The organism is Neptuniibacter marinus (genome assembly GCF_965223595.1).
Classification (GTDB): Bacteria; Pseudomonadota; Gammaproteobacteria; order Pseudomonadales; family Balneatricaceae; genus Neptuniibacter; species Neptuniibacter marinus.
The window spans coordinates 308,450-328,589 of the sequence record NZ_OZ245004.1; the positions used below are offsets into that span (position 1 = coordinate 308,450).

Consider the following 20,140-nt stretch of genomic DNA (forward strand, 5'->3'; position numbering starts at 1 on the left):
ACAGTTGTTGCAAAGCAGGCTTTGAACATTTAGTGTTCAGCATCCTAACTTAACTATCCGAGAGAGACATGAGCAAACCATTCCTTGCTATTCTAATGGGGTCGGATTCTGACCTACCTGTAATGACCGCTGCGGTTGACGTATTGCGCTCATTGGACGTTGCGTTCGAAATTAAAGTTAGCTCTGCACACCGTACTCCGGTTCAGACGCATGATTATGTTAAAGATGCCGATGCTCGTGGTGCTGTAGCTTTTATTTGTGCTGCCGGCATGGCTGCTCATTTAGCAGGAGCCGTAGCTGCGAATACAACTAAACCTGTTATTGGTGTGCCAATTAATTCATCGCTTGATGGTTTAGATGCATTGCTTTCTACTGTTCAGATGCCGGGCGGCATTCCTGTTGCTACAGTTGCTATAGGCAAAGCTGGCGCTAAAAATGCTGCCTACCTGGGTGCACAGATTATGGCTGTAGCGGATGCTGATCTTGCGGAACGTTTAAAGCAAGAGCGACAAGCTAATACTGATTCTATTGTTGCAAAAGATGCAGCACTGCAGGAAAAGCTCCAGAACGGTGAACTGTAATAAGAATTTAGGCTGGTGGCATATTCACCAGTCTGTTCGGGCGATAGAACATGGAGGTGTTATCGCCTATCCTACCGAAGCGGTTTGGGGATTAGGGTGTGACCCTTTTAACCAAGACGCAGTCTCCCACCTGCTCAAAATTAAACGACGCCCTGTCGATAAAGGGCTTGTTTTGGTTGCGGGAAACCTGTCTCAAATACAATTTCTGTTAGATGACCTCAGTGCGGAAGAATACGATAAAGTAACGGCTAGTTGGCCGGGGCCTTATACGTGGGTTTTACCGGACAAAAAAGATATAATCCCCAGATGGATTAAAGGGAAACATAGCTCAGTTGCTGTAAGAGTGAGTGATCACTTACTTGTTAAAAGCTTAACTGAAGCTTACGGATCTTTCATTGTTTCCACTTCTGCTAATCCTTCAGCTCATTGTCCGGCCAAAGATATATTGAGAGTAAATACTTACTTCGGCAGTGAGCTTGATTATGTTTTGCCTGGTTGCTTAGGCGGATTGTCTCAGCCAACCCAAATTAAAGATTTAAAATCGGACCGTATCGTTAGGGTCTGAATATATAAGTGAGTGAGTACTATGTCCGCCCCAAATATCGAAGCTGTAAAAGAATATCTGTTAGGCCTTCAGGACGCTATTTGTGATGCCCTTGAAAAGGTTGATGGCGGTGGTGAATTCTTTGAGGACGAATGGCAGCGTGAAACAGGCGGCGGTGGGCGAACTCGAGTATTAGCGGATGGAGCCATCATTGAAAAAGGCGGGGTTAACTTCTCCCATGTTTTTGGTGATAAGTTACCGGGCTCTGCTACTGCACATCGACCTGAGTTGGCCGGGCGTAACTTTCAGGCGATGGGTGTTTCCTTAGTTATCCATCCAAGAAACCCTTACATCCCTACTTCGCATGCTAACGTACGCTTCTTTATTGCAGAAAAAGAAGGGGAAGATCCTGTTTGGTGGTTTGGTGGTGGTTTTGATTTAACGCCTTACTATGGCAATGATGAAGACTGTAAATTTTGGCATCAAACCGCTAAAGACGCATGTGACCCGTTTGGCGAGGATATCTATCCACACTTTAAAAAATGGTGCGATGAGTATTTTCATCTGAAGCATCGTGATGAGCCAAGAGGAATAGGCGGGTTATTTTTTGATGATCTAAATGAGTATGGTTTCGAAAAAAGCTTTGCTTTGATGCAATCTATTGGTAACGCTTATAGTAAAGCTTACATCCCAATTATTGAGCGTAATAAAGGTAAGGAGTACGGCGAGCGTCAACGGGATTTCCAACTACATCGTCGTGGACGTTATGTTGAATTTAATCTTGTGTATGATCGCGGAACGCTTTTTGGTCTTCAGTCTGGCGGGCGCACAGAGTCAATTTTAATGTCACTGCCTCCCGAAGTGCGTTGGGGCTATGATTGGAAACCCGAAGCAGGCACTGAAGAATCTGTTCTATATGAGCGTTATTTAAAACCTACAGATTGGTTGAATGTTTAACATTACGCAAGCAATGTAAAGAGTCCAGATATATGACAGATCGTTATGCCGTTTTTGGTAACCCTATATCGCATTCAAAGTCACCGCAGATTCATACGGCTTTTGCTGAAAATACAGGTCAAGATTTGATCTATGAGGCGATTGCTGTAGCGGAAGATAAATTTGCTGAAACTGTTGAATCATTTTTATCCGGTGATGGGCAGGGGTTGAATATCACTATACCCTTCAAGCAGGAAGCTTGGGCGTTAGCTACCGTGCGATCTCCTCGTGCAGAACTTGCCGGAGCAGTGAATACACTCTATCGCGATGAGCAGGGGCAGCTCTGTGGTGATAACACTGATGGTGTAGGTATGGTGCAAGATATTGTGCGTAACCATGGCGGCAAGATTGAAGGTAAGCGGGTTCTTATTCTGGGTGCTGGTGGTGCGGTGAGGGGCGTGTTGCAGCCTGTTTTAGAGCAGAAGCCACAGCGATTAGTGATTGCAAACCGAACTGTTTCAAAAGCGGTTGAATTGGCCGAACTGGTTGCTCATTTAGGTAATGTTTCCGGATCTGGATATGATACATTGGGTGGACAATGTTTTGATTTGATTATCAATGGGACCGCTGCAAGCCTTCAGGGAGAAGTGCCTCCCATTCCTGATTCTGTTTTAGCTGATCATGCTTGGTGCTATGACATGATGTATTCCGCCTCCCCTACTGCTTTTTGTCAGTGGGCTTCAGATAAAGGCGCAGAAAAATCAATTGATGGATTAGGTATGCTCGTTGAGCAAGCCGCACAATCCTTTCAAATATGGCGCGGAATTGAACCTGATTCTCAGTCGGTAATTAAACAGCTTCGTAATCTATTAACTGATTGATTTTAATACAACTGTTATCTTTCCTTGTTTTTCCATCAGAGCTTGCAAGCGGCGCTTCTGGGGGGTATAACTTCAAGAAACACAGGTAAAAATTGTGATTTCTTAATGACCCCAGTCATCAGCGGGAGCGCCATATGGTAACGGAAACCCGACTATCCACTGAGCAGCTCTATTGTAGCTGTGATCCTGAACTACTACCTTTTAAAACCACATCAACACTTGAACCTTTTACCGGCTTTTTTGGGCAGGATCGGGCGCTTGAGGCGATGGAGTTTGGTATTGGTATGCGCCGTCCAGGTTATAACCTGTTTGTTATGGGAACGCCTCATACTGGACGCTTTTCTTTTGCTATGGAAAACCTAAAAGCGGTTGCCAAAAAAGAGAAGAAACCGACCGATTGGATCTACCTTAATAATTTAAAAGATAATCGCCACCCTTTGGCCATCAGTTTTCCCGCCGGGAAGGCACAGCAGTTTAAGCGTGATATTAAACATATTATTGAAGGCGCTTTAACTGAGATGCCCGCGGCGTTTGAAAGCCCAACTTATCAGCGCATGAAAAGTAAAATCGAGCGCGATTTTAATCGTTATTATGATCATGCGATTGATGCCGTTGAGCGCGAAGCGCGTGAACACAGTATTGCTGTCTATAGAGATGCTGGGACTATAGGGTTTACTCCCGTTGCTGATGGGCAGGCAATGGATGAGGCAGCTTTTTCTCAGCTAACTGAAGAGGCACGAGCTGGATTTACTCGAGCTATTTCTGAGTTAGAAGATCAGCTAAATGAAGCACTAACTGGCTTGCCTCAATGGCGTCGTGAAGCGGCGGAAAAGTTAAAAAACCTTGATCGAGACACAACTAGAGAAGCGATCTCCCCCCTATTCCAACCGATTAAAGAGAAATATGCCAATCTCTCTGCAGCCATGGACTATTTGGCTGAGATGGAAAACTCGTTGGTCAAAAACTGTAGTGAAATTGTCGGTGATGACAAAGTTTTAGAACCTGTAACTGATGCTGCCCGACGTAACTATATGGAAAGCAATTACGGGGTTAATCTGCTAGTTGATAATGTTAAAACCAAAGGCGCTCCCGTTGTTTACGAGGCTCATCCGAGTTATGAGAATCTATTTGGCCGCGTTGAATATAATACGGAGATGGGTGCGCTATCGACCAACTATAAGCTTATTCGTCCTGGTGCATTACATCAGGCTAATGGCGGTTATTTGGTTATGGAAGCGGAAAAATTATTGGAGCAGCCTTTTGTCTATGGTGCATTGAAACGAGCACTGAAATCCCACGAGATTAGTATCGAAAGTCCTGCCAGTGAATATACAGGGATCAGTACTATCACCCTGTTGCCGCAAGCGGTGCCTTTGACAGTAAAGATTGTGCTAGTCGGTTCTCGTGATATTTATTACTTATTACAAGAGCTCGACCATGACTTTGAAAAGATGTTCAGAGTGGTGGTCGACTTTGATGAGGATGTAAAACGTACACCTCAGATGGTACGCAGTTATGCACGGCTAATGAAAACTTTAGCTGATGAAGAGGGTTTGGCCCCGCTAACACGCCGTGCAGTCGCTCGGTTGGTGGAACATAGTTCTCGGCAGGCTCAAAACCAAGAGTTGCTCTCCGCCCATATTGGTGAACTCGTTGATCTGCTCTGTGAAGCGGATTTTAAACGGATCAAAGAGGAAGATGAGCTAATCAATGCTGATCATGTGGAGATGGCATTGAATGCGAAAGAGCGTCGTACAGCACGGATGGCGGAGAAAATTGAAGAAGGTATCGTAGAAGAAACAGTACTGATCGATACTGAAGGTGAAGCTATAGGTAAAGCTAATGGTTTAACTGTACTTCAAGTAGGTGATGTGGCATTTGGTACACCTGCACGCATTACTGCGACGGTATATCCCGGTAATCGCGGTATTGTGGATATTGAGCGGGAGGTGACTTTAGGTCAGCCTATTCACTCGAAAGGGGTACTTATCCTCAGTGGTTTCCTGGGCAATCAGTACGCTAAAGATTTCCCTATGGCGATGTCTGCGAGTATAGCTCTAGAGCAATCTTACGGTTATGTTGATGGTGATAGTGCTTCATTAGCAGAGGTTTGTACTTTAATTTCTGCGCTTACCCATATCCCAATCAGTCAGAATTATGCAACCACGGGTTCAATCAATCAGTATGGTGAAGTACAGGCCATTGGTGGTGTTAACGAGAAGATAGAAGGTTTCTTTAATCTATGTAAGGCACGAGGCTTGAATGGCGAACAGGGAGTGGTTATTCCTAAGGCAAATATTCGTAATTTAATGTTAAAGGCTGAAGTGGTTGAAGCGGTTAGACAAGGTGAGTTTTCTGTTTATGCAGTTTCCCACGTGGATCAATGCCTAGAAGTCTTGATGGGGCGTAAAGCCGGTAAGCGGAAAGAGGATGGTACATTTACCCAGCGAAGTATTAATGCCCAAGTGGTTAAACGCTTACGCGAAATATCTAGTGCTAAAGCGGACTAAACCTTATACCTTGTGATTAAAAAGTGTAAAAGTTGGTGTAAGTTAGTTCCATGCCTGACGCTTTACAGATAATATGCACGCTATTAGTGCAACGGGAACGTTGACACTATGGCTATACCAAATTGTGACGACCGGCATTGATGATAGAAGGGGGATTCAATGCCGGTCTGTCACACTCCAAACAAACCACAGTGTTGATCCACGGTTTGCTCAGATTTATGCCACTAAACCTTTAGGTATAGCTACTTAGAACTCTGTCACAAGGACAAGGTTTAAAGTATCAGTTTCTTCATTGCTGTATGATTCTTCACGTACGTACTCAGCAACAACAGATGCATTTTCACCGAATGAGCGCTCTACACCTAGAACAATACGTTCTTCAGCTAGGTCTACAACATTCTGGCCATCATCTGTTTCGCTGTAGCCTGCGAAAATTTGACCGTCAGCGCCAAACACGTTAGTTGCATAACCTGCATTTAGGTGTAGGAACGTTGGATCGATAGAAGTGTTGTCAGCATCAATATCAATATATTCTGCAGAAAGGGCTAGAGCACCGGCTTCATATAGGCCGTTTAAACGCCATGCATCACCTGCAGGAAGGCCGTTTAGATCAGCAACATCGCTTAGATAACCTGCACCAAAAGACAAGCCTTCAGTTACAGCGAAATCTGCGCCTAGGCCTACAGTATCAAGGGTATCGCCATCTTCTGCGCCATTAAAAGTATAAGCGTCTAGTGTTAGGCTATCGTTACCCCAGCTAACCATCGCCATACCTTCTTTGATATCGAAAGCATCGTCAGTTAGTGGATCAGTCCATGAGTTGCTGTTAATAACAGCGAATGGAACAGGTGCTTTACCTACAGTAAGGGCTAGGTTGCTATCTGGAGCACCAATTACAGCATAAGCTTCAGTTACGTCTAGTTTGTCGTCTTCATACTCAATTAAAGAAGAAAGCGTTACGTTTTCATTAATTTTAGCTTCAATGCCTAATTCAAATGTGTCAAGAACGACATCATTTGTGCTATTGCCGCCGTCTTCTTCAGAGTGAGTAGCAAGAATTTCCATTGCTCCAGAAACGCTTACATTATCAGCAAAACCACCAGAGCTAGTGTTAGAAACGTTTTTTTGCTTAGCTAGCGTTTCTTGCTGAGTGGCTAGTTGAGATTCAAGCTGTGCAATGCGTGCTTTCATTGCTGCTAATTCTTCTGCAACGTCCGCAAATGCAGGAGATGATATTGCTAGAGCCGCTGCAACACATGTGGCGATGGCTGTTTTTTCATGGTTTTTCCCTTCATCTTTATGTAATAGTAGTAAGTTATATTGTAATATTTTGTTAACATATATGTGTATCGCTGAGGCCGCTAAAAATAATGAACCTAGGCTTAGATTGCGGTCGCCTAGGCTAAAATTTTTGACATGTGGTTATCCCAAGCAGTCTGTACAGGGATATTGAGCTTTATCTTGTGTTTGCTTTGGGTTTGACAGTTATAGCGATAGCAGTATCCCCTGCCCGTACTGATTAAGAACTCTTCAGGTTTCTCTGTTTGCGCTAAACCGCAACCATCTCTGCTTGTGGTTGATGTAATAAATTGCTGGGTGTCTGCATGCCAAAAGGTAATTAAGTTGCCACGAGGGGCTGATATCGCTGCAACTTTTCCGCTTTTATCAAAACGAGCACTACCGCAATACTGTTTCATTGCCATATTGGTGCTAATCGGTGCGCGAACTAATGCTAGAGGTTGTCCTTGGGTATGGAACGCAACTAAAGGGACATCGTCTGTTTTGTCTCCTTGGTATTGCAGTCCTATGACAACCCTGCCTGTTTGATTAATATCAAAGTGGCGAATGCTCAGCTGGTGGTACTCTTCTGGCATAAAGACCTGTTCTTTCAATTGACCTGTCTTGATGTCTATATAGGCTAGTGATGGGCGCATAACATCTATATTGAGTTTTGCCCTGCCTTGGTCAGGATGGGTAAGAATTCCCCCATTAGCAACAACTAAAGTATTCCCGTCGGCCATCATTTTTAGTTCATGGGGGCCAATGCCCGCAGAGCTAAATTGTTGTACAACAGCATAGTTATGTAGAGCATCACGAATAACAATTAGTCCCTGCCCTGTTGCAATCTCGTTTTCAGTTGAGATCAGCCAGCGACCATCTGCAGAATAAATTGCATGGCCGTAAAAGTGCTGTCCTTGAGCGCTTCTAATGCGAGTTTCTAGCTGCTTTGTTTTGTAGTTGACCACATCAATAAATATTTCTGGGCGACGACCTACAGCGGCTAATAGCGGTTTATGAGGATGGGCCGCAATGTGATGCGCTCGTGCTGGTAACTCATGACGTAAGTGCAGACGCCCTGCCTGATCGATCACCAGTAATTCATATGCACCATTGGATGCTTTTGCAGCGGAAGCAAATAAAGACTGTTTCCCATTTGCAAGCAGTGAAGAGCTTAGTAAAGAGCAACCTAACAGCAGGCTAAATTCTCTACGACTAATCCCCGTCACGACTGTTAAATCCTAGCTGAAGACCTAGTGCAGGCATGGTTTTATCAAGGCTTTCGTGTAGTTGTTTAAGCTCTTGAGCGATAAGTAATAGCTGTTCTTTCACCTTTGGCTCTTTAAGGTGCAGCGATAGTGGCGTAGGTATCTTTCCTAAGGTGGTTTCTATAGTGATGAATTGCTGTTCAATACTGTCTGCTAAATCGTTCGCACCTTCCTCTTTCAGCAACTGGAAAAGATTGTAATCTTTAAGGCCGCTGTAGAGGTGATGGAGTGATTGGATATTCATCTGTATATTTTGAAGTGCATTTTTACTACGCCAGCTTTCTAAGCGACGAGCCTTTGCTTTACCTTTATTACCTAGTGGTCTAAGTATTTTTAGATCGCGAATCACTTCCAGTGGTTCGACTTGAGCTTTCATAATATCAATGCTCGCTTCTTGAGCATTTTCGTAGATACCTTCTTCGGAAATGAGTGTACTAAATTCCTGCTTGTACTCTTGCCATTCCTTATTAGTATTGTCCGTTTGAATGACTAGATAATCACTCACCGATTGTAGGAATTGGCAACGATATGGATTCTCTTCTATCTGTTTTAACGCGTCATCAGCAAAGAGAATTCGCTCCATGGCAGGTAAGCCTTTCACTGCAATACTTGCTGTTCTGAAAAATTCAGGCTCCAGTGATGCTGGATCTTGATTTTTAAGAATAATATTCAGTTGTTTTGAAGTGAGGTTTTTCTTGTCTGGCCAAAATTGAATCGTAAAATTACGCATTAATAGTTCAATAGGGCCAAACTGCACATGCTGTATACCCTGCCATGCATTCAGTGTGTCAATAAAGTGGGCTTCAGCATTCCTCAAATTTTCTTCGGATGGCGCTGCACACAGTGAGGCGCTAGCCATCGCTAAGGTTTTGCTTTTTTCCGCTAAAGCATTGTAGCTTGGAAGTATGTGCTCATTTACAGCGGCTTGATTGAGTTTTAACCAACGCTCTTGGCTGATTTCTGCTGCTGTAATTGGCGCATTCAGTAAAAATACTAGGCTGAGTGCGCTGTATCGGGTAATAGATAGCAGGCTCATTTATAGAGACTCCAGGAATTTAATAAGGTTATTTCGATCAGCTTTTGACATATTTGTCACGGACAGTTTTGCTTGTTCCGCTTCTCCTCCGTGCCAGAGGATTGCCTCAAGTAAAGTGCGTGCACGACCATCATGTAAGTAGTGGGTTTTTCCACTCACAACGTCCGTTAGACCAATGCCCCATAACGGAGGTGTTCGCCACTCAAGACCGTTAGCTAAATACTCGGCGCGATTATCGGCTAAATCTTCCCCCATGTCATGTAATAGAAGATCTGTATAAGGCCAGATTAATTGATTACTTAATTCAGGTAGCTCGGGTATGTTTGCTGTTGTAAATCTTGGCTGGTGGCAGTTAGCGCAACCGCTGTTATAGAAAATTTCTTTGCCCGCTAAAACCTCTGGATCGTCAGCATTTCTGCGAGCGGGAACGGCAATATGACGTGTATAGAAGAGTAATAGCTCTATCATGCTTGCGGATGCCTCAACGCCGTCAAGATGAGCACTATTTCCATTGGGCATGTTTAAGCAGCTTTCTTGCTGTTGTGTGCACTCGCCATAAGGACTTGTTGCATAGGGAGTGGATATGCCTATATCTCCATTAAAAGCGGTATTGTTCTGTTGGTTTAGAGTTGGTGTGCCGGCCTTCCAGTCAAATCGCCCGAGTGCTGTTGACTGGGTTTGTTGGTTCCAAACCCAGTTTGCCCTGCCTGAAATACCATCGTTATTAAGATCATTAGGATCGCTTAGGGCTAAAATGCTGGCCTCAGGAATACTTTCTAAGAGACCTAAACCAATCATCGCGGGGGCGATACGAGGTGATAATAAAGTCTCTGGATGTAGAGGGCCATATCCGAGATCGCTGATTGAGTATTTGGGGCGACGTAAGGAAACGGATTCTCCGTCCGCTAAGGTGATCTCTGTCTCGCTATAGCTTATTTGTATGTGTCCTTCGGCATTTAATCCTGCTACCGCAAAGTCTTGCAACTGAGTACCGTAAGTCGGTTCAGGGATAACACCGACCTCCCCTGTAGCTAAGGCTTGCTCTTGCTGTTGATTTTGAGGTGGGATACTTAAACGTAAGAAAAGTGAAACTGCGTTATCTTCTGGCCAGTTGCTTTCCGGCGTATGCCCTCGGCCGTCTCTTATATGACATTGCATGCAGGAGCGAGCATTATAGAGGGGGCCTAAGCCATCACTAGCGGTGGTTGAGGATGGCGCAGGTACCCACAACTTTTTGAATATGCTATTCCCTAGCTTAAAATCTAACTCTTTTTTAAATGCGAGATTAGCGGCTGGGTGGCTGAAGCTGTGTCTATTATTTCCATTATGATGAGTTGTTGCACCACCCTGCTCGATCTCTTCTGTTGTAAAACCTACCGTTGAACTCTCTGATGCGAAGAGCTGGAAGGAAAAAAGTAGATATAGGAGTGGAAATAATTTGTGCACAGTTTTTTTAATCGTCTATGAAAAGAAAAATCCGAGGCTTAGGCCCCGGATTTTATGATTAGCCTTCAGCTTGGTTACTCAGCACTAATTGATGCTGGGTTATCTAAACTATCTGAACCTTCTAGCTCAATGCCTTCAAGTTTCAACGCCGCGATTGCGTCTTCAATAGATTCAGCTTCAGCGACGAGCGCATCGACAAAAGTCTGAACTACTTGATTGCCTTCTTTGTTGTTCGCACCGATAAGTACGTCAAAAGTATTGCCTTTTGCTGCCTCATCAACCATTACTTGAGCAGCGCTTTCGGTTTTGTCTAGATTGTTTCTAAGATCCTTATCAACAGTAGGGGCTTGGTGTTTGATCAGTTCCGCAAGGCTAGCACCAGAAACTGTGGAGCCATCAACGCGGGTATATTCGCCTAAATAGACATTTTTAATCCCTTTCGCATCGTAGAAATGGGAATTATGTGTATTATCGGAGAAACAATCATGTTCCTCTTCAGGATCATGCAGCATTAAGCCTAGCTTAGTGCGTTCTCCCGCCAGTTCACCGTACGCTAAGCTACCCATGCCTGTTAGAATTGTTGCTATACCTTCTGCAGGTGCCTTGGATAATAGTTCAGTACGCGCAGGTCCTTGGGGAGCCCAATTGTTTGTCATCTCTTGCAGATCATCGATCAGAAGCTCTGTCGCAGCCATTAAATAGTCGCGACGACGATCACAGTTACCATGTGTGCAATTTTCAAGGTCAAAATCAGTCGCTGGGCGATTACCAGCACCTGGGTTGTTGCCATTTAGATCTTGGCCCCATAAAAGGAACTCAATGGCATGATAACCCGTCGCTACATTGGCTTCTACTTCGTCTATCTCATGTAGCGTTTCTGCGAGTAGCTTCTTATCTATTTTAGATGCGTCAATCTCAACGCCACCTACTTTAAGTTTACTGTTGGCAACAATATTTGCTGTATAGAATGGATTTTCATCTGATTCCGCACCATAACCTGCTGCTACGTAATCGATTAGTCCTTCATCTAGTGGCCAAGCATTAACTTTGCCTTCCCAATCATCAACTATAGGGTTACCAAAGCGGAAAGCTTCCGATTGCTGGTAAGGTACGCGTGCTGCAATCCACGCTTCACGAGCTTTTTTTAGATTCTCTTCGGTAGGTTTGGCAAGGAAAAGATTAAGAACTTTATTGAGCTCTTGAGCCGTTAGTAGCGAATCTTCATAAGTCGCTTGTGCAATGTTAGCGTAATTGTCGAGTATATCGGACTGGGCGGGCGTTGAAGCAAGAGCTGGACCGCATACGATAGCCGATATAGCTGCCGCTACGAATGACTGGCGAAAATTCATAAATCAAATCCTATTTATTTACAGTAATAATAAGTTTCCTCGAAGGATAATCGTAATGAGAATAAATATCAATAGCGAAAAGGCTAATATAATCTATTTATGGCGTTGCGCCTGAAAGCCAGTGCTCTGATTCGATAATCCATGCGGCTTCTCCATTAGGGCGAAACCAAGAATCTACTGCATAAGCATGGTCTGTATCGTTCTCAATCACTGCGGCACTATTGTGGGGAGCGTGAAGAGTGAACAAGCCGCGGTGCATATTACCGCCAACTCGGTGGTATTTAAGCAGTTCTAAGCTCTGTAGAAGGAGTAAATAAGTACTTGTGTTGTTTGATTCGGCAACACAGTCGAGTTGATTGCTTTCAAAGCTAAAGCCAAAAGCATTTTTAGCTAAATCGTTTTCCGTGCCTATTCTGGGGCCTGTTATCTTTTCTAATAGTCCGATCGCTTGAGCGATCCTTTCTCGTTCTGCCGCAGCGTTAGTAGGTAATGGGGTGAACAGTAATTGAACGGGTTTAAGTTCATCGGTTGATAACTGTATAGATTTGGATTTAGTGCAACCAAAGTTTTGGCATAAGGTCATCTCTCCTAAGTCTGTAGGTGTTGATAAACCATGTGTTTTTAGCCAAGAATCGGGCGTACTTTGGGTGTTATAACTACAGCCGCTGCAACCGATAAGAACAGCGAGGGCGCTATAAATTAGCGTATGTTTCTTCAAGGTGCTTATCCTTTAGGTTCACATAATTAGATGCGCTGTAACTGAAAAAGGCGCGTTCTTTTTCAGTTAATGGACGTTGTTGTTTGGCTGGGCGCCCCACGTATAGATAACCGCTTTCTAGTCTTTTTCCAGGGGGAATTAAAGAGCCTGCGCCTATAACCACTTCATCTTCAACGATGACGCCATCCATAATCATAGCGCCCATACCGACAAGAACTTTATTGCCAATAGTGCAGCCGTGTAACATCGCTTGGTGGCCGATAGTGACATCAGAGCCGATGATAAGCGGATAGCCGTCAGGATTGTAAGGGCCTGCATGAGTAATATGTAGCACGGAACCATCTTGTACGCTTGTACGATCGCCTATGCTGATACGGTGCATATCGCCACGAATGACCGTGAGAGGCCAAACTGATACATCGTTTCCTAAAGTCACATCACCAAGCACGACCGCCGTTGGATCGACAAATACACGTTCTCCTAGTTTAGGGGTCATGCCTTGATAGGTACGGATTTTCATACTTTATTACTCGAATATGATTTAAAGGAAAGCATTATCGCAAATTTATAAGAGGAAGTTTAAATAGAATTATAATTGAAAAATTCATTTTTGATCCCATTAAAGAGATATCACCCCTCTTCTTTAGGAGCATATTAGATGAGCAACCCAATGCTTGAGCCGCAATTATTACCTGCTTTTAGTTCGATTAAACCTAATCATATTGAAGCAGCGATCGATCAGTTATTGGCGGATGGCCGAGCAGAAGTTGAGACAATCTTAGGCTCAATGACATCGCCTACATGGGATAATCTTGTGGCTCCGTTGGAGGAGATGAATGATCGCTTGGCAAAAGCTTGGTCACCGGTGTCGCATATGAATGCGGTGGTTAATACGGATGAGTTGAGAGACGCCTATAACGCCTGCCTGCCTAAATTGTCCCAATACTGGACTGAGATGGGACAGAATCAAGCGCTTTACCAAGCGTTCAATGATTTTGCTGAGAGTGAAAATTTCAAACAGTTAGATGAAGCTCAACAGAAAGTCGTTACTAACACCCTAAGGGATTTTCGTTTATCCGGTATTGCATTAAATGGTGATGATCAAAAACGTTATGCAGAGCTGCAGCAGAAGCTCTCAGAGCTAACGACGAAGTTCTCCGAGAATGTATTAGATGCCAGTAACGCATGGAATAAACTACTTAGCGACGAAAGCGAGCTGGCAGGTTTGCCGCCGATGGCTTTGGCTGCGGCAAAACAGATGGCTGAAGCAAAAGGTTTAGATGGGTGGTTAGTCACTTTAGATTTCCCCTCATACCTGCCAACGATCACTTATGCGGATAATCGTGAATTACGCAAAGAAGTTTATACCGCCTTTGCGACACGGGCATCAGATCAGGGGCCTGGTGAGGGGAAATGGGATAATTCGTCTGTAATGACGCAGATTCTTGAGCTCCGTTTAGAGTTGGCGAAGCTATTAGGTTTTGATAACTACGCTGAATACTCCCTTGCTACTAAAATGGCAGAAACAACCGATCAGGTTGTACAGTTCCTAAATGATTTAGCCGAGAAAAGCTTGCCTGTAGCTAAGCAAGATTATCAGCAGCTGTGTGATTTCGCTAAAGAGGAATATGGGGTTGAGGATCTGCAAGCGTGGGATCTTGCTTACTTTAGTGAAAAACTAAAACAGGCTAAATACGCTATTTCTGAAGAGCAGATTCGCCCTTACTTCCCGCTACCTAAAGTGTTGAACGGTTTGTTTACTGTGGCAGGAAAACTGTTTGATATTGAGATCAGTGAAGTGGATGAGTTCGACCGTTGGCATAAAGATGCACGGTTGTTTGAAATTCGGCGTAAAGGCGAGGTGATTGCACGCTTCTTCTTAGACCTTTATGCCCGTGAAAAGAAACGGGGCGGCGCTTGGATGGATGACTGCCGTGTGCGTCGCCGATTAGCGGACGGTACGCTTCAGCTTCCCGTTGCGTATTTAGTGTGTAATTTTAGTTCGCCGGTGGGGGATGATCCCGCTTTATTGACCCATAATGAAGTGACCACCATGTTCCATGAGTTTGGCCACGGGTTACACCATATGCTGACTCAGATCGAATCGGCTGATGTCAGTGGTATTAATGGTGTTGCTTGGGATGCGGTTGAGTTGCCTAGTCAGTTCTTAGAAAACTGGTGTTATGAGCCGGAAGCTTTAGCGCTTATTTCTGGTCACTATCAGACGGGTGAAACCTTACCTCGTGCCTTATTAGACAAAATGTTGGCGGCGCGTAATTTTCAATCCGGTATGATGATGGTGCGTCAGCTTGAGTTTTCGCTATTCGATTTTTGCTTACATCGAGACTATGAGCCCGGTGTCACAGATGTGCAGAGCTATTTAAACGATATCCGTAGTCGTGTGGCGGTGATTACACCACCTGATTTCAATCGTTTCCAGCATAGCTTTAGTCATATTTTTGCTGGTGGCTATGCCGCAGGGTATTACAGTTACAAATGGGCTGAAGTCTTGTCTGCTGATGCCTTTTCCCGCTTTGAAGAGGATGGCGTATTTAGTAAAGAAGCGGGTAATGACTTCCGTCAACATATTTTAGAGATGGGTGGGTCTCGTGAGCCAATGGAGCTGTTTGTTGCCTTCCGTGGGCGTGAGCCACAAGTGGATGCACTGCTTCGTCATTGCGGTATCCAAACCGCAGCTTAAACCCTAAAAAGGTAAGGGACCTTTCAGGCCGCTTACCTGCACCGACAAGGTGAGTTAGAGATAAAATTATGAGTATTGTAAAACGATTTATTGCTGGTGCTGTTTGTCCCCGGTGTGGTGAGATGGATTGTATCCGGACCTTTCGAGATGATGAGCGGGAGTATAAAGAGTGCGTCCGCTGTGATTATGAAGACTCCATGCGATTAGATGGAACACCGGATATTGAAGAGTTAGAAACGCGAGTAAACCGCAATACTGGGCCTCAAATTGAAGAGGGTGCACAACCCTTACTGTTCACAGAGAATCTAGGTAGCGCACGAAAAGATCATTAGTATTAGATAAATAATACCGCACGACTAAGGCGGTATTATTTATTATCGGCTACCTTTCTTTCTTGGAAAGGCGATAAATGACGCCTGCATGATCATCTGATATCAAGAGACTACCTTCGGGTGTCTCAATGATGTCATTAGGTCTTCCCCAATATTCCTCATTTTTTAGCCATCCGCTAATAAAGGGTTTGTGACTAATCACTTTATTATTTTTTATCTGCAGTTCTACAACGCGATAGCCTACTTTTTGACTTCTATTCCATGATCCGTGCTCAGCAATATATAGCGTTTGTTGAGCTTCTGTTGAGGCGTTGACGGAGAATGTCATACCTAGAGGCGCAACATGCGCACCGAGTTTATAGGCGGCAGGAGTATAGCTGAGCGGCTGTTGGTCGGTATACTGATCTTTACCGTATTTGGGATCAGCTAATCCTTGAGCGTGAAAAAAAGGGTAGCCAAAATGCTCGCCGTTATCTGTTACATGGTTGAGCTCATCGGAAGGCTGATCATCCCCTAAGTGATCTCGCCCATTCTCCGTAAACCATAGTTGCTGGTTTTGAGGGTTCCAAGCAAAGCCGACACTGTTGCGCACGCCTTGGGCGATAAGTGTGGTGTTCTTGTGGCTATCCAGCTTCATAATGGTTGCAAAGGGCTGTTCAGGCAAGCAGATATTACAGGGAGCGCCAATGTTGAAATACAAGGTTCCGTCTGGGCCAAACTTAAGATATTTCCAACCATGGTGTGTCTTGTCAGGGAGCTTGTCGTAGTAAGTTTCAGGAGAGAGTTTAATAGAAGATTTTAGCGGTAAAATCTCTTTATATCTGAGAATGCGAGATACCTCCGCCACATAGAGGTCGTTCCCTTTTACCGCGATACCACTGGGCATATTAAGGTTTTTAGCTAAAATAACCGTTTTTTCGTAGATCCCATCTTTATCTTGATCGATAAACCCGTATAGGTTTCCCGCTCGACGGCTTCCCGCAAATAGAGTCCCGTCCTCTGCTAGAGCAAGTTGGCGAACATTCGGTGCTTTTGCCACAACCTCGATCTTATATGAAGGCGGGAGGGTTAATGTTTCTAGTGGTAACTCACTTACTCCAGAAAAAGAGATCAGTATGCTAAGTGACGTAATCATCAATTTATCCAACGCTTATGTTTGCAGTTCGTCCAGTAAACATAGCCGCCAGAGAGCGCTCTTGCCACAAAAAGAGCAAGAAATGAGAACCACAAACCTTGATTTCCATAGCTTTGAGTCAACCACCATAAAGGTAGAAAAACGATGAAAACAGAGAACAGCATCGTATTTTGCATCGCTTTAAATTGGGTTGCGCCAACAAAAATACCGTCGAGCAGAAAACTCCAGACACCAATTAAGGGTAAGACGATAATCCAGGGCAAGTAGGCTTTAGCAATGATACGTACGCTTTCAATGCCGGTGAGTAGATTAATAATAAGATCGCCAGCTAACCAAAATGCCAGCGAAAGTAGGGCTGCTGTACCTACAGACCAGCTTAAAGCGCTGACCAATGATTGATAAAATGTGGTTAGCTTTTTCGCCCCGATATACTTACCTGATAGAGCTTCGGTTGCATGTGCAAACCCATCGAGCCAGTTAGAGATTAATAATAAAAAGTTAAGTAGAACCGCATTAGCAGAGAGAATATCCGTGCCTTGTTTGGCTCCTTGGGCAGTAAAAAAGGCAATGGAGCCTAAAATACACAGTGTACGAATAAAAAGATAACGGTTTACCGCAATCAAATTTATATAATCACTGAGCCGTTTTAGGCAGGCTATCTCAAGTTGAGATGAAACATTTTTCAGATGTTTCTTCGCGAGGTAGAGGCCGAGAAAAAGCGCGAAATATTCAGAAAAAACGGTGGCCGCCGCAACCCCATCTGCATGCATACCTAAGCCATAGACTGCGAGTATATCTAACAACATATTGATGATGTTGGTGACCAATAATATGAGGAGGGGGATACGTGTATTTTGGTTGCCGACAAACCAGCCCAGCAATGCGTAGTTACATAGCACTGCTGGGGCGCCTAAAATGCGGATCTCACTATATTTTTCCGCTTCTGTGGTTACTAAAGGCTCAGCCCCCATTAGTGACAGAGCTAAACTGATAATAGGCGTGCGAAATAATAAAATAAGCAACCCTATCGCCGTTGCCAATATGATCGATTGCGCGAGGAGTTGGCGGTTTAAGGCGCCATTATTATCACCTAAAGCTTGGGCTGTCATGCCCGTAGTTCCCATGCGTAGAAACCCAAAGGCCCAGTAGAGAACGGTAAAAATCATACTGCCGACAGCTACCGCCCCTAAATGATGACTTTCTGGCAGATGACCAATAACAGCGGTATCGACCAAGCCTAATAGAGGTACAGTGATATTGGATAGCATTAGAGGCCAAGCTAATGCCCATACTTGTCTGTGACGCTGCTTGTCGGGCCAATATTTATACAGCGATGCGATCATGCTTGTTGTTTAGTTGGTAGGCTGTAGAGTGCAATGAAGAGCGCTAAAGATACGACTACCACTGAAGGGCCTGCCGGTGTATCAAAGTACCAAGATAGGCTTATCCCGCCCAAGATTGATAGGCACCCTATAACGCCGGCACCAATAGCCATCTGTTCAGGTGTGCGAGCTAAGCGCCGAGCCGCGGCAGCTGGAATTATCAAAAGAGAGGTAATGAGCAGTAAACCCACTATTTTCATTGCTATAGCAATGACTACTGCAATTAACAGCATCAAAATCAAACGGATAAGCGGTACGTTGACGCCCTCCACATGAGCTAGCTCTTCATTGATCGTGATCGCAAGTAGGGGCTGCCAGAGTAATTTTAGGAGTAGTAAAACTGCAACGCCACCACCGTATATCCAGAAGAGGTCTTGCGGACTGACCGCCAACAGGTCACCAAAAAGATATGACATTAAGTCAACACGGATTTCCAGCAACGCGACAGCAACCAAACCAAGGGAAAGCGCACTGTGGGCCATTATGCCCAATAAAGTGTCTGTAGCGACCATACGTTGACGTTGCAAGGCAACAAGTACAAGCGCCAAGCCTACGCAGCAAATAATAACGGATAAGTTGAGATTAATGTCGAGTAAAAAGCCAATGGAGACCCCTAGTGACGCTGAGTGGGCGAGGGTATCACCAAAATAAGCCATACGACGCCAAACTACAAATGAGCCTAGAGGCCCTGCGACTATTGCTACACCTAAGCCGCCGAGTAGCGCGTAAATAAGAAAATCAGGCATTAGCAGCAATCCTTGTGACTCGAGCTGCTCGTGCGCTCATTTTCTGGAATGATATTTCCGTGCTCATCATGCCGATGATTATGGTGGTGACTGTAGACGGCTAGTTGTTCGCTTCCTTTAATGCCAAATAGCTCAGTAAAGGATGGGTCATTGGTAACGTGCTCTGGGTGACCTGAGCAGCAAACGTGATGGTTTATGCAAACTACATGATCTGTTGATGCCATGACTAAGTGGAGGTCATGACTGATCATTAATACGCCACAGCCGCGCTCATCTCGTATACGAGAGATAAGGTTATAAAGTTCTAGCTGCCCGTTAATATCCACCCCTTGTACAGGTTCATCTAAAACGAGTAAGTGGGGATCACGCAATAAAGCGCGGGCTAGTAAAATTCGCTGCATCTCTCCGCCTGATAAATGGTGGATAGATTGTTTGAGTAATAGAGATGCGCCTACATCATTTAGTGCGGACTGCATCTGCTCCTGATTGCAGTTTTGGGCTGTTTTTAAGAAACGTTCGACCGTTAAAGGAAAGGTTTTATCGACTTGCAATTTTTGTGGCATATAGCCAATACGAAGATTGCTTTCTTTCCATATAGTACCGCTATCGGGTTTTAATAAGCCAAGAATAACCCTAACTAAGGTGGTTTTCCCCGCACCGTTGGGGCCGATGATCGTTGTTATACAGCCTTTATGGAGTTCGGTGCTGATATTTTGCAAAACATGATTCTGGCCAAAATGAAGGTTAACCATGTCCAGCTTAATTAGAGGTTCATGGCGATGTGGCTGATTCATTATGGGCTTACTCGCTGACATTCAGGGCAGATGCCTAAAACTTCGATAGATTGCTGTTCTGGGATAAATCCCAATAGCCCAGCTTGTTTATTGACCTCTTTGCTTATCCCTGAGGTTTCAATCTCAACGGCATTATTGCATTGGCTACAGATTAAAAAGGAGCTTTCGTGAGCTTTCTGTGGGTGAGGGCAGCCAATAAAAGCATTGAGCAGTGCGATTCGATGGACAAATCCCTGCTCCTGTAAAAAATCAAGAGCGCGGTACACAGTCGGTGGTGCTGAGTTAAATCCCGCCTCTGCTAAGGTGGGAAGTAGTTCATAAGCACCTAGTGGTTTATGACTTTGCCAAATCGTTTTAAGGACAAGTTCACGGATAGGTGTAAAACGTAGTTTCCGTTCGGCGCATAGCTCACGAGCCTCAGATAATGCATGCTCTATACAGTCACTGTGGTCATGTTCAGATCGAAAAGCAAGTTGAGATTTTGGCATAAAAGTTATCATTTA

The 20,140-nt window shown here is 44.5% G+C and carries 19 protein-coding genes; 7 read left to right on the top strand and 12 right to left on the bottom strand.

Features of this window, described 5'->3' with window-relative positions:
• The first annotated feature begins 68 nt into the window (after nt 1–68).
• The 5 genes from purE to ACOQOE_RS01425 all read left to right on the top strand — a co-directional run bounded on the left by purE (nt 69) and on the right by ACOQOE_RS01425 (nt 5,452).
• Nucleotides 69–581 (top strand): 5-(carboxyamino)imidazole ribonucleotide mutase, encoded by a 513-nt coding sequence (gene purE / locus ACOQOE_RS01405; RefSeq protein WP_067868572.1) that lies wholly within the window; start codon nt 69–71, stop codon nt 579–581.
• The gene (locus ACOQOE_RS01410) at nt 571–1,146 is read left to right on the top strand and encodes an L-threonylcarbamoyladenylate synthase (RefSeq protein WP_420554726.1); all 576 of its coding nucleotides are present in this window, start codon (nt 571–573) and stop codon (nt 1,144–1,146) included. The genes purE and ACOQOE_RS01410 overlap by 11 nt, the downstream gene beginning before the upstream one ends.
• A 21-nt stretch (nt 1,147–1,167) precedes the next feature.
• Nucleotides 1,168–2,082, top strand: a complete 915-nt coding sequence (gene hemF / locus ACOQOE_RS01415) for an oxygen-dependent coproporphyrinogen oxidase (RefSeq protein ID WP_067868566.1) — start codon at nt 1,168–1,170, stop codon at nt 2,080–2,082.
• 32 nt (nt 2,083–2,114) lie between these two features.
• Nucleotides 2,115–2,942, top strand: a complete 828-nt coding sequence (aroE, locus tag ACOQOE_RS01420) for a shikimate dehydrogenase (RefSeq protein WP_067868564.1) — start codon at nt 2,115–2,117, stop codon at nt 2,940–2,942.
• Between the two features lie 134 nt (nt 2,943–3,076).
• Nucleotides 3,077–5,452, top strand: coding sequence for a Lon protease family protein (locus ACOQOE_RS01425; RefSeq protein ID WP_067868561.1), 2,376 nt, complete (start codon nt 3,077–3,079; stop codon nt 5,450–5,452).
• Between the two features lie 246 nt (nt 5,453–5,698).
• Here ACOQOE_RS01425 and ACOQOE_RS01430 read toward each other — a convergent pair whose 3' ends face one another.
• From ACOQOE_RS01430 to ACOQOE_RS01460, 7 genes are all read right to left on the bottom strand, one after another.
• The gene (locus ACOQOE_RS01430) at nt 5,699–6,643 is read right to left on the bottom strand and encodes a hypothetical protein (RefSeq protein WP_420554727.1); all 945 of its coding nucleotides are present in this window, start codon (nt 6,641–6,643) and stop codon (nt 5,699–5,701) included.
• Nucleotides 6,644–6,849: 206 nt separating this feature from the next.
• Nucleotides 6,850–7,959: a DUF1513 domain-containing protein gene (locus ACOQOE_RS01435; RefSeq protein ID WP_420554728.1), complete on the bottom strand. Its 1,110-nt coding sequence runs from the start codon at nt 7,957–7,959 to the stop codon at nt 6,850–6,852.
• Nucleotides 7,946–9,034: an imelysin family protein gene (locus tag ACOQOE_RS01440; protein WP_420554729.1), complete on the bottom strand. Its 1,089-nt coding sequence runs from the start codon at nt 9,032–9,034 to the stop codon at nt 7,946–7,948. Before ACOQOE_RS01440 ends, ACOQOE_RS01435 begins: the two co-directional genes overlap by 14 nt.
• Nucleotides 9,035–10,480 (bottom strand): di-heme oxidoredictase family protein, encoded by a 1,446-nt coding sequence (locus ACOQOE_RS01445; RefSeq protein ID WP_420554730.1) that lies wholly within the window; start codon nt 10,478–10,480, stop codon nt 9,035–9,037.
• 74 nt (nt 10,481–10,554) lie between these two features.
• The gene (locus ACOQOE_RS01450) at nt 10,555–11,829 is read right to left on the bottom strand and encodes an imelysin family protein (RefSeq protein WP_067868545.1); all 1,275 of its coding nucleotides are present in this window, start codon (nt 11,827–11,829) and stop codon (nt 10,555–10,557) included.
• A 97-nt stretch (nt 11,830–11,926) separates the two neighbouring features.
• Nucleotides 11,927–12,547, bottom strand: a complete 621-nt coding sequence (locus tag ACOQOE_RS01455) for a hypothetical protein (RefSeq protein WP_420554731.1) — start codon at nt 12,545–12,547, stop codon at nt 11,927–11,929.
• Nucleotides 12,522–13,067 (bottom strand): gamma carbonic anhydrase family protein, encoded by a 546-nt coding sequence (locus ACOQOE_RS01460; RefSeq protein ID WP_420554732.1) that lies wholly within the window; start codon nt 13,065–13,067, stop codon nt 12,522–12,524. Before ACOQOE_RS01460 ends, ACOQOE_RS01455 begins: the two co-directional genes overlap by 26 nt.
• Nucleotides 13,068–13,205: 138 nt before the next feature.
• Between ACOQOE_RS01460 and prlC the strand changes: the two genes are divergently transcribed.
• The gene (prlC, locus tag ACOQOE_RS01465; protein ID WP_420554733.1) at nt 13,206–15,248 is read left to right on the top strand and encodes an oligopeptidase A; all 2,043 of its coding nucleotides are present in this window, start codon (nt 13,206–13,208) and stop codon (nt 15,246–15,248) included.
• 68 nt (nt 15,249–15,316) lie between these two features.
• On the top strand, nt 15,317–15,580 hold the full coding sequence (locus tag ACOQOE_RS01470) for a YheV family putative zinc ribbon protein (protein ID WP_420554734.1): 264 nt from the start codon (nt 15,317–15,319) through the stop codon (nt 15,578–15,580).
• 49 nt (nt 15,581–15,629) lie between these two features.
• Here ACOQOE_RS01470 and ACOQOE_RS01475 read toward each other — a convergent pair whose 3' ends face one another.
• From ACOQOE_RS01475 to ACOQOE_RS01495, 5 genes are read right to left on the bottom strand one after another with little or no spacing between them, the layout of a single operon-like run.
• Nucleotides 15,630–16,715, bottom strand: coding sequence for a PQQ-dependent sugar dehydrogenase (locus ACOQOE_RS01475; protein ID WP_420554735.1), 1,086 nt, complete (start codon nt 16,713–16,715; stop codon nt 15,630–15,632).
• Nucleotides 16,715–18,058 carry an MATE family efflux transporter gene (locus ACOQOE_RS01480; protein WP_067868528.1) on the bottom strand — a complete coding sequence of 448 codons (1,344 nt, stop codon included), beginning with the start codon at nt 18,056–18,058 and terminating at the stop codon, nt 16,715–16,717. Before ACOQOE_RS01480 ends, ACOQOE_RS01475 begins: the two co-directional genes overlap by 1 nt.
• Nucleotides 18,055–18,843, bottom strand: coding sequence for a zinc ABC transporter permease subunit ZnuB (gene znuB / locus ACOQOE_RS01485; protein WP_420554736.1), 789 nt, complete (start codon nt 18,841–18,843; stop codon nt 18,055–18,057). Before znuB ends, ACOQOE_RS01480 begins: the two co-directional genes overlap by 4 nt.
• Nucleotides 18,843–19,637: a zinc ABC transporter ATP-binding protein ZnuC gene (gene znuC, locus ACOQOE_RS01490; RefSeq protein WP_420554737.1), complete on the bottom strand. Its 795-nt coding sequence runs from the start codon at nt 19,635–19,637 to the stop codon at nt 18,843–18,845. The genes znuB and znuC overlap by 1 nt, the downstream gene beginning before the upstream one ends.
• Nucleotides 19,637–20,125 (bottom strand): Fur family transcriptional regulator, encoded by a 489-nt coding sequence (locus tag ACOQOE_RS01495; protein WP_420554738.1) that lies wholly within the window; start codon nt 20,123–20,125, stop codon nt 19,637–19,639. The genes znuC and ACOQOE_RS01495 overlap by 1 nt, the downstream gene beginning before the upstream one ends.
• Nucleotides 20,126–20,140 lie beyond the last annotated feature (15 nt).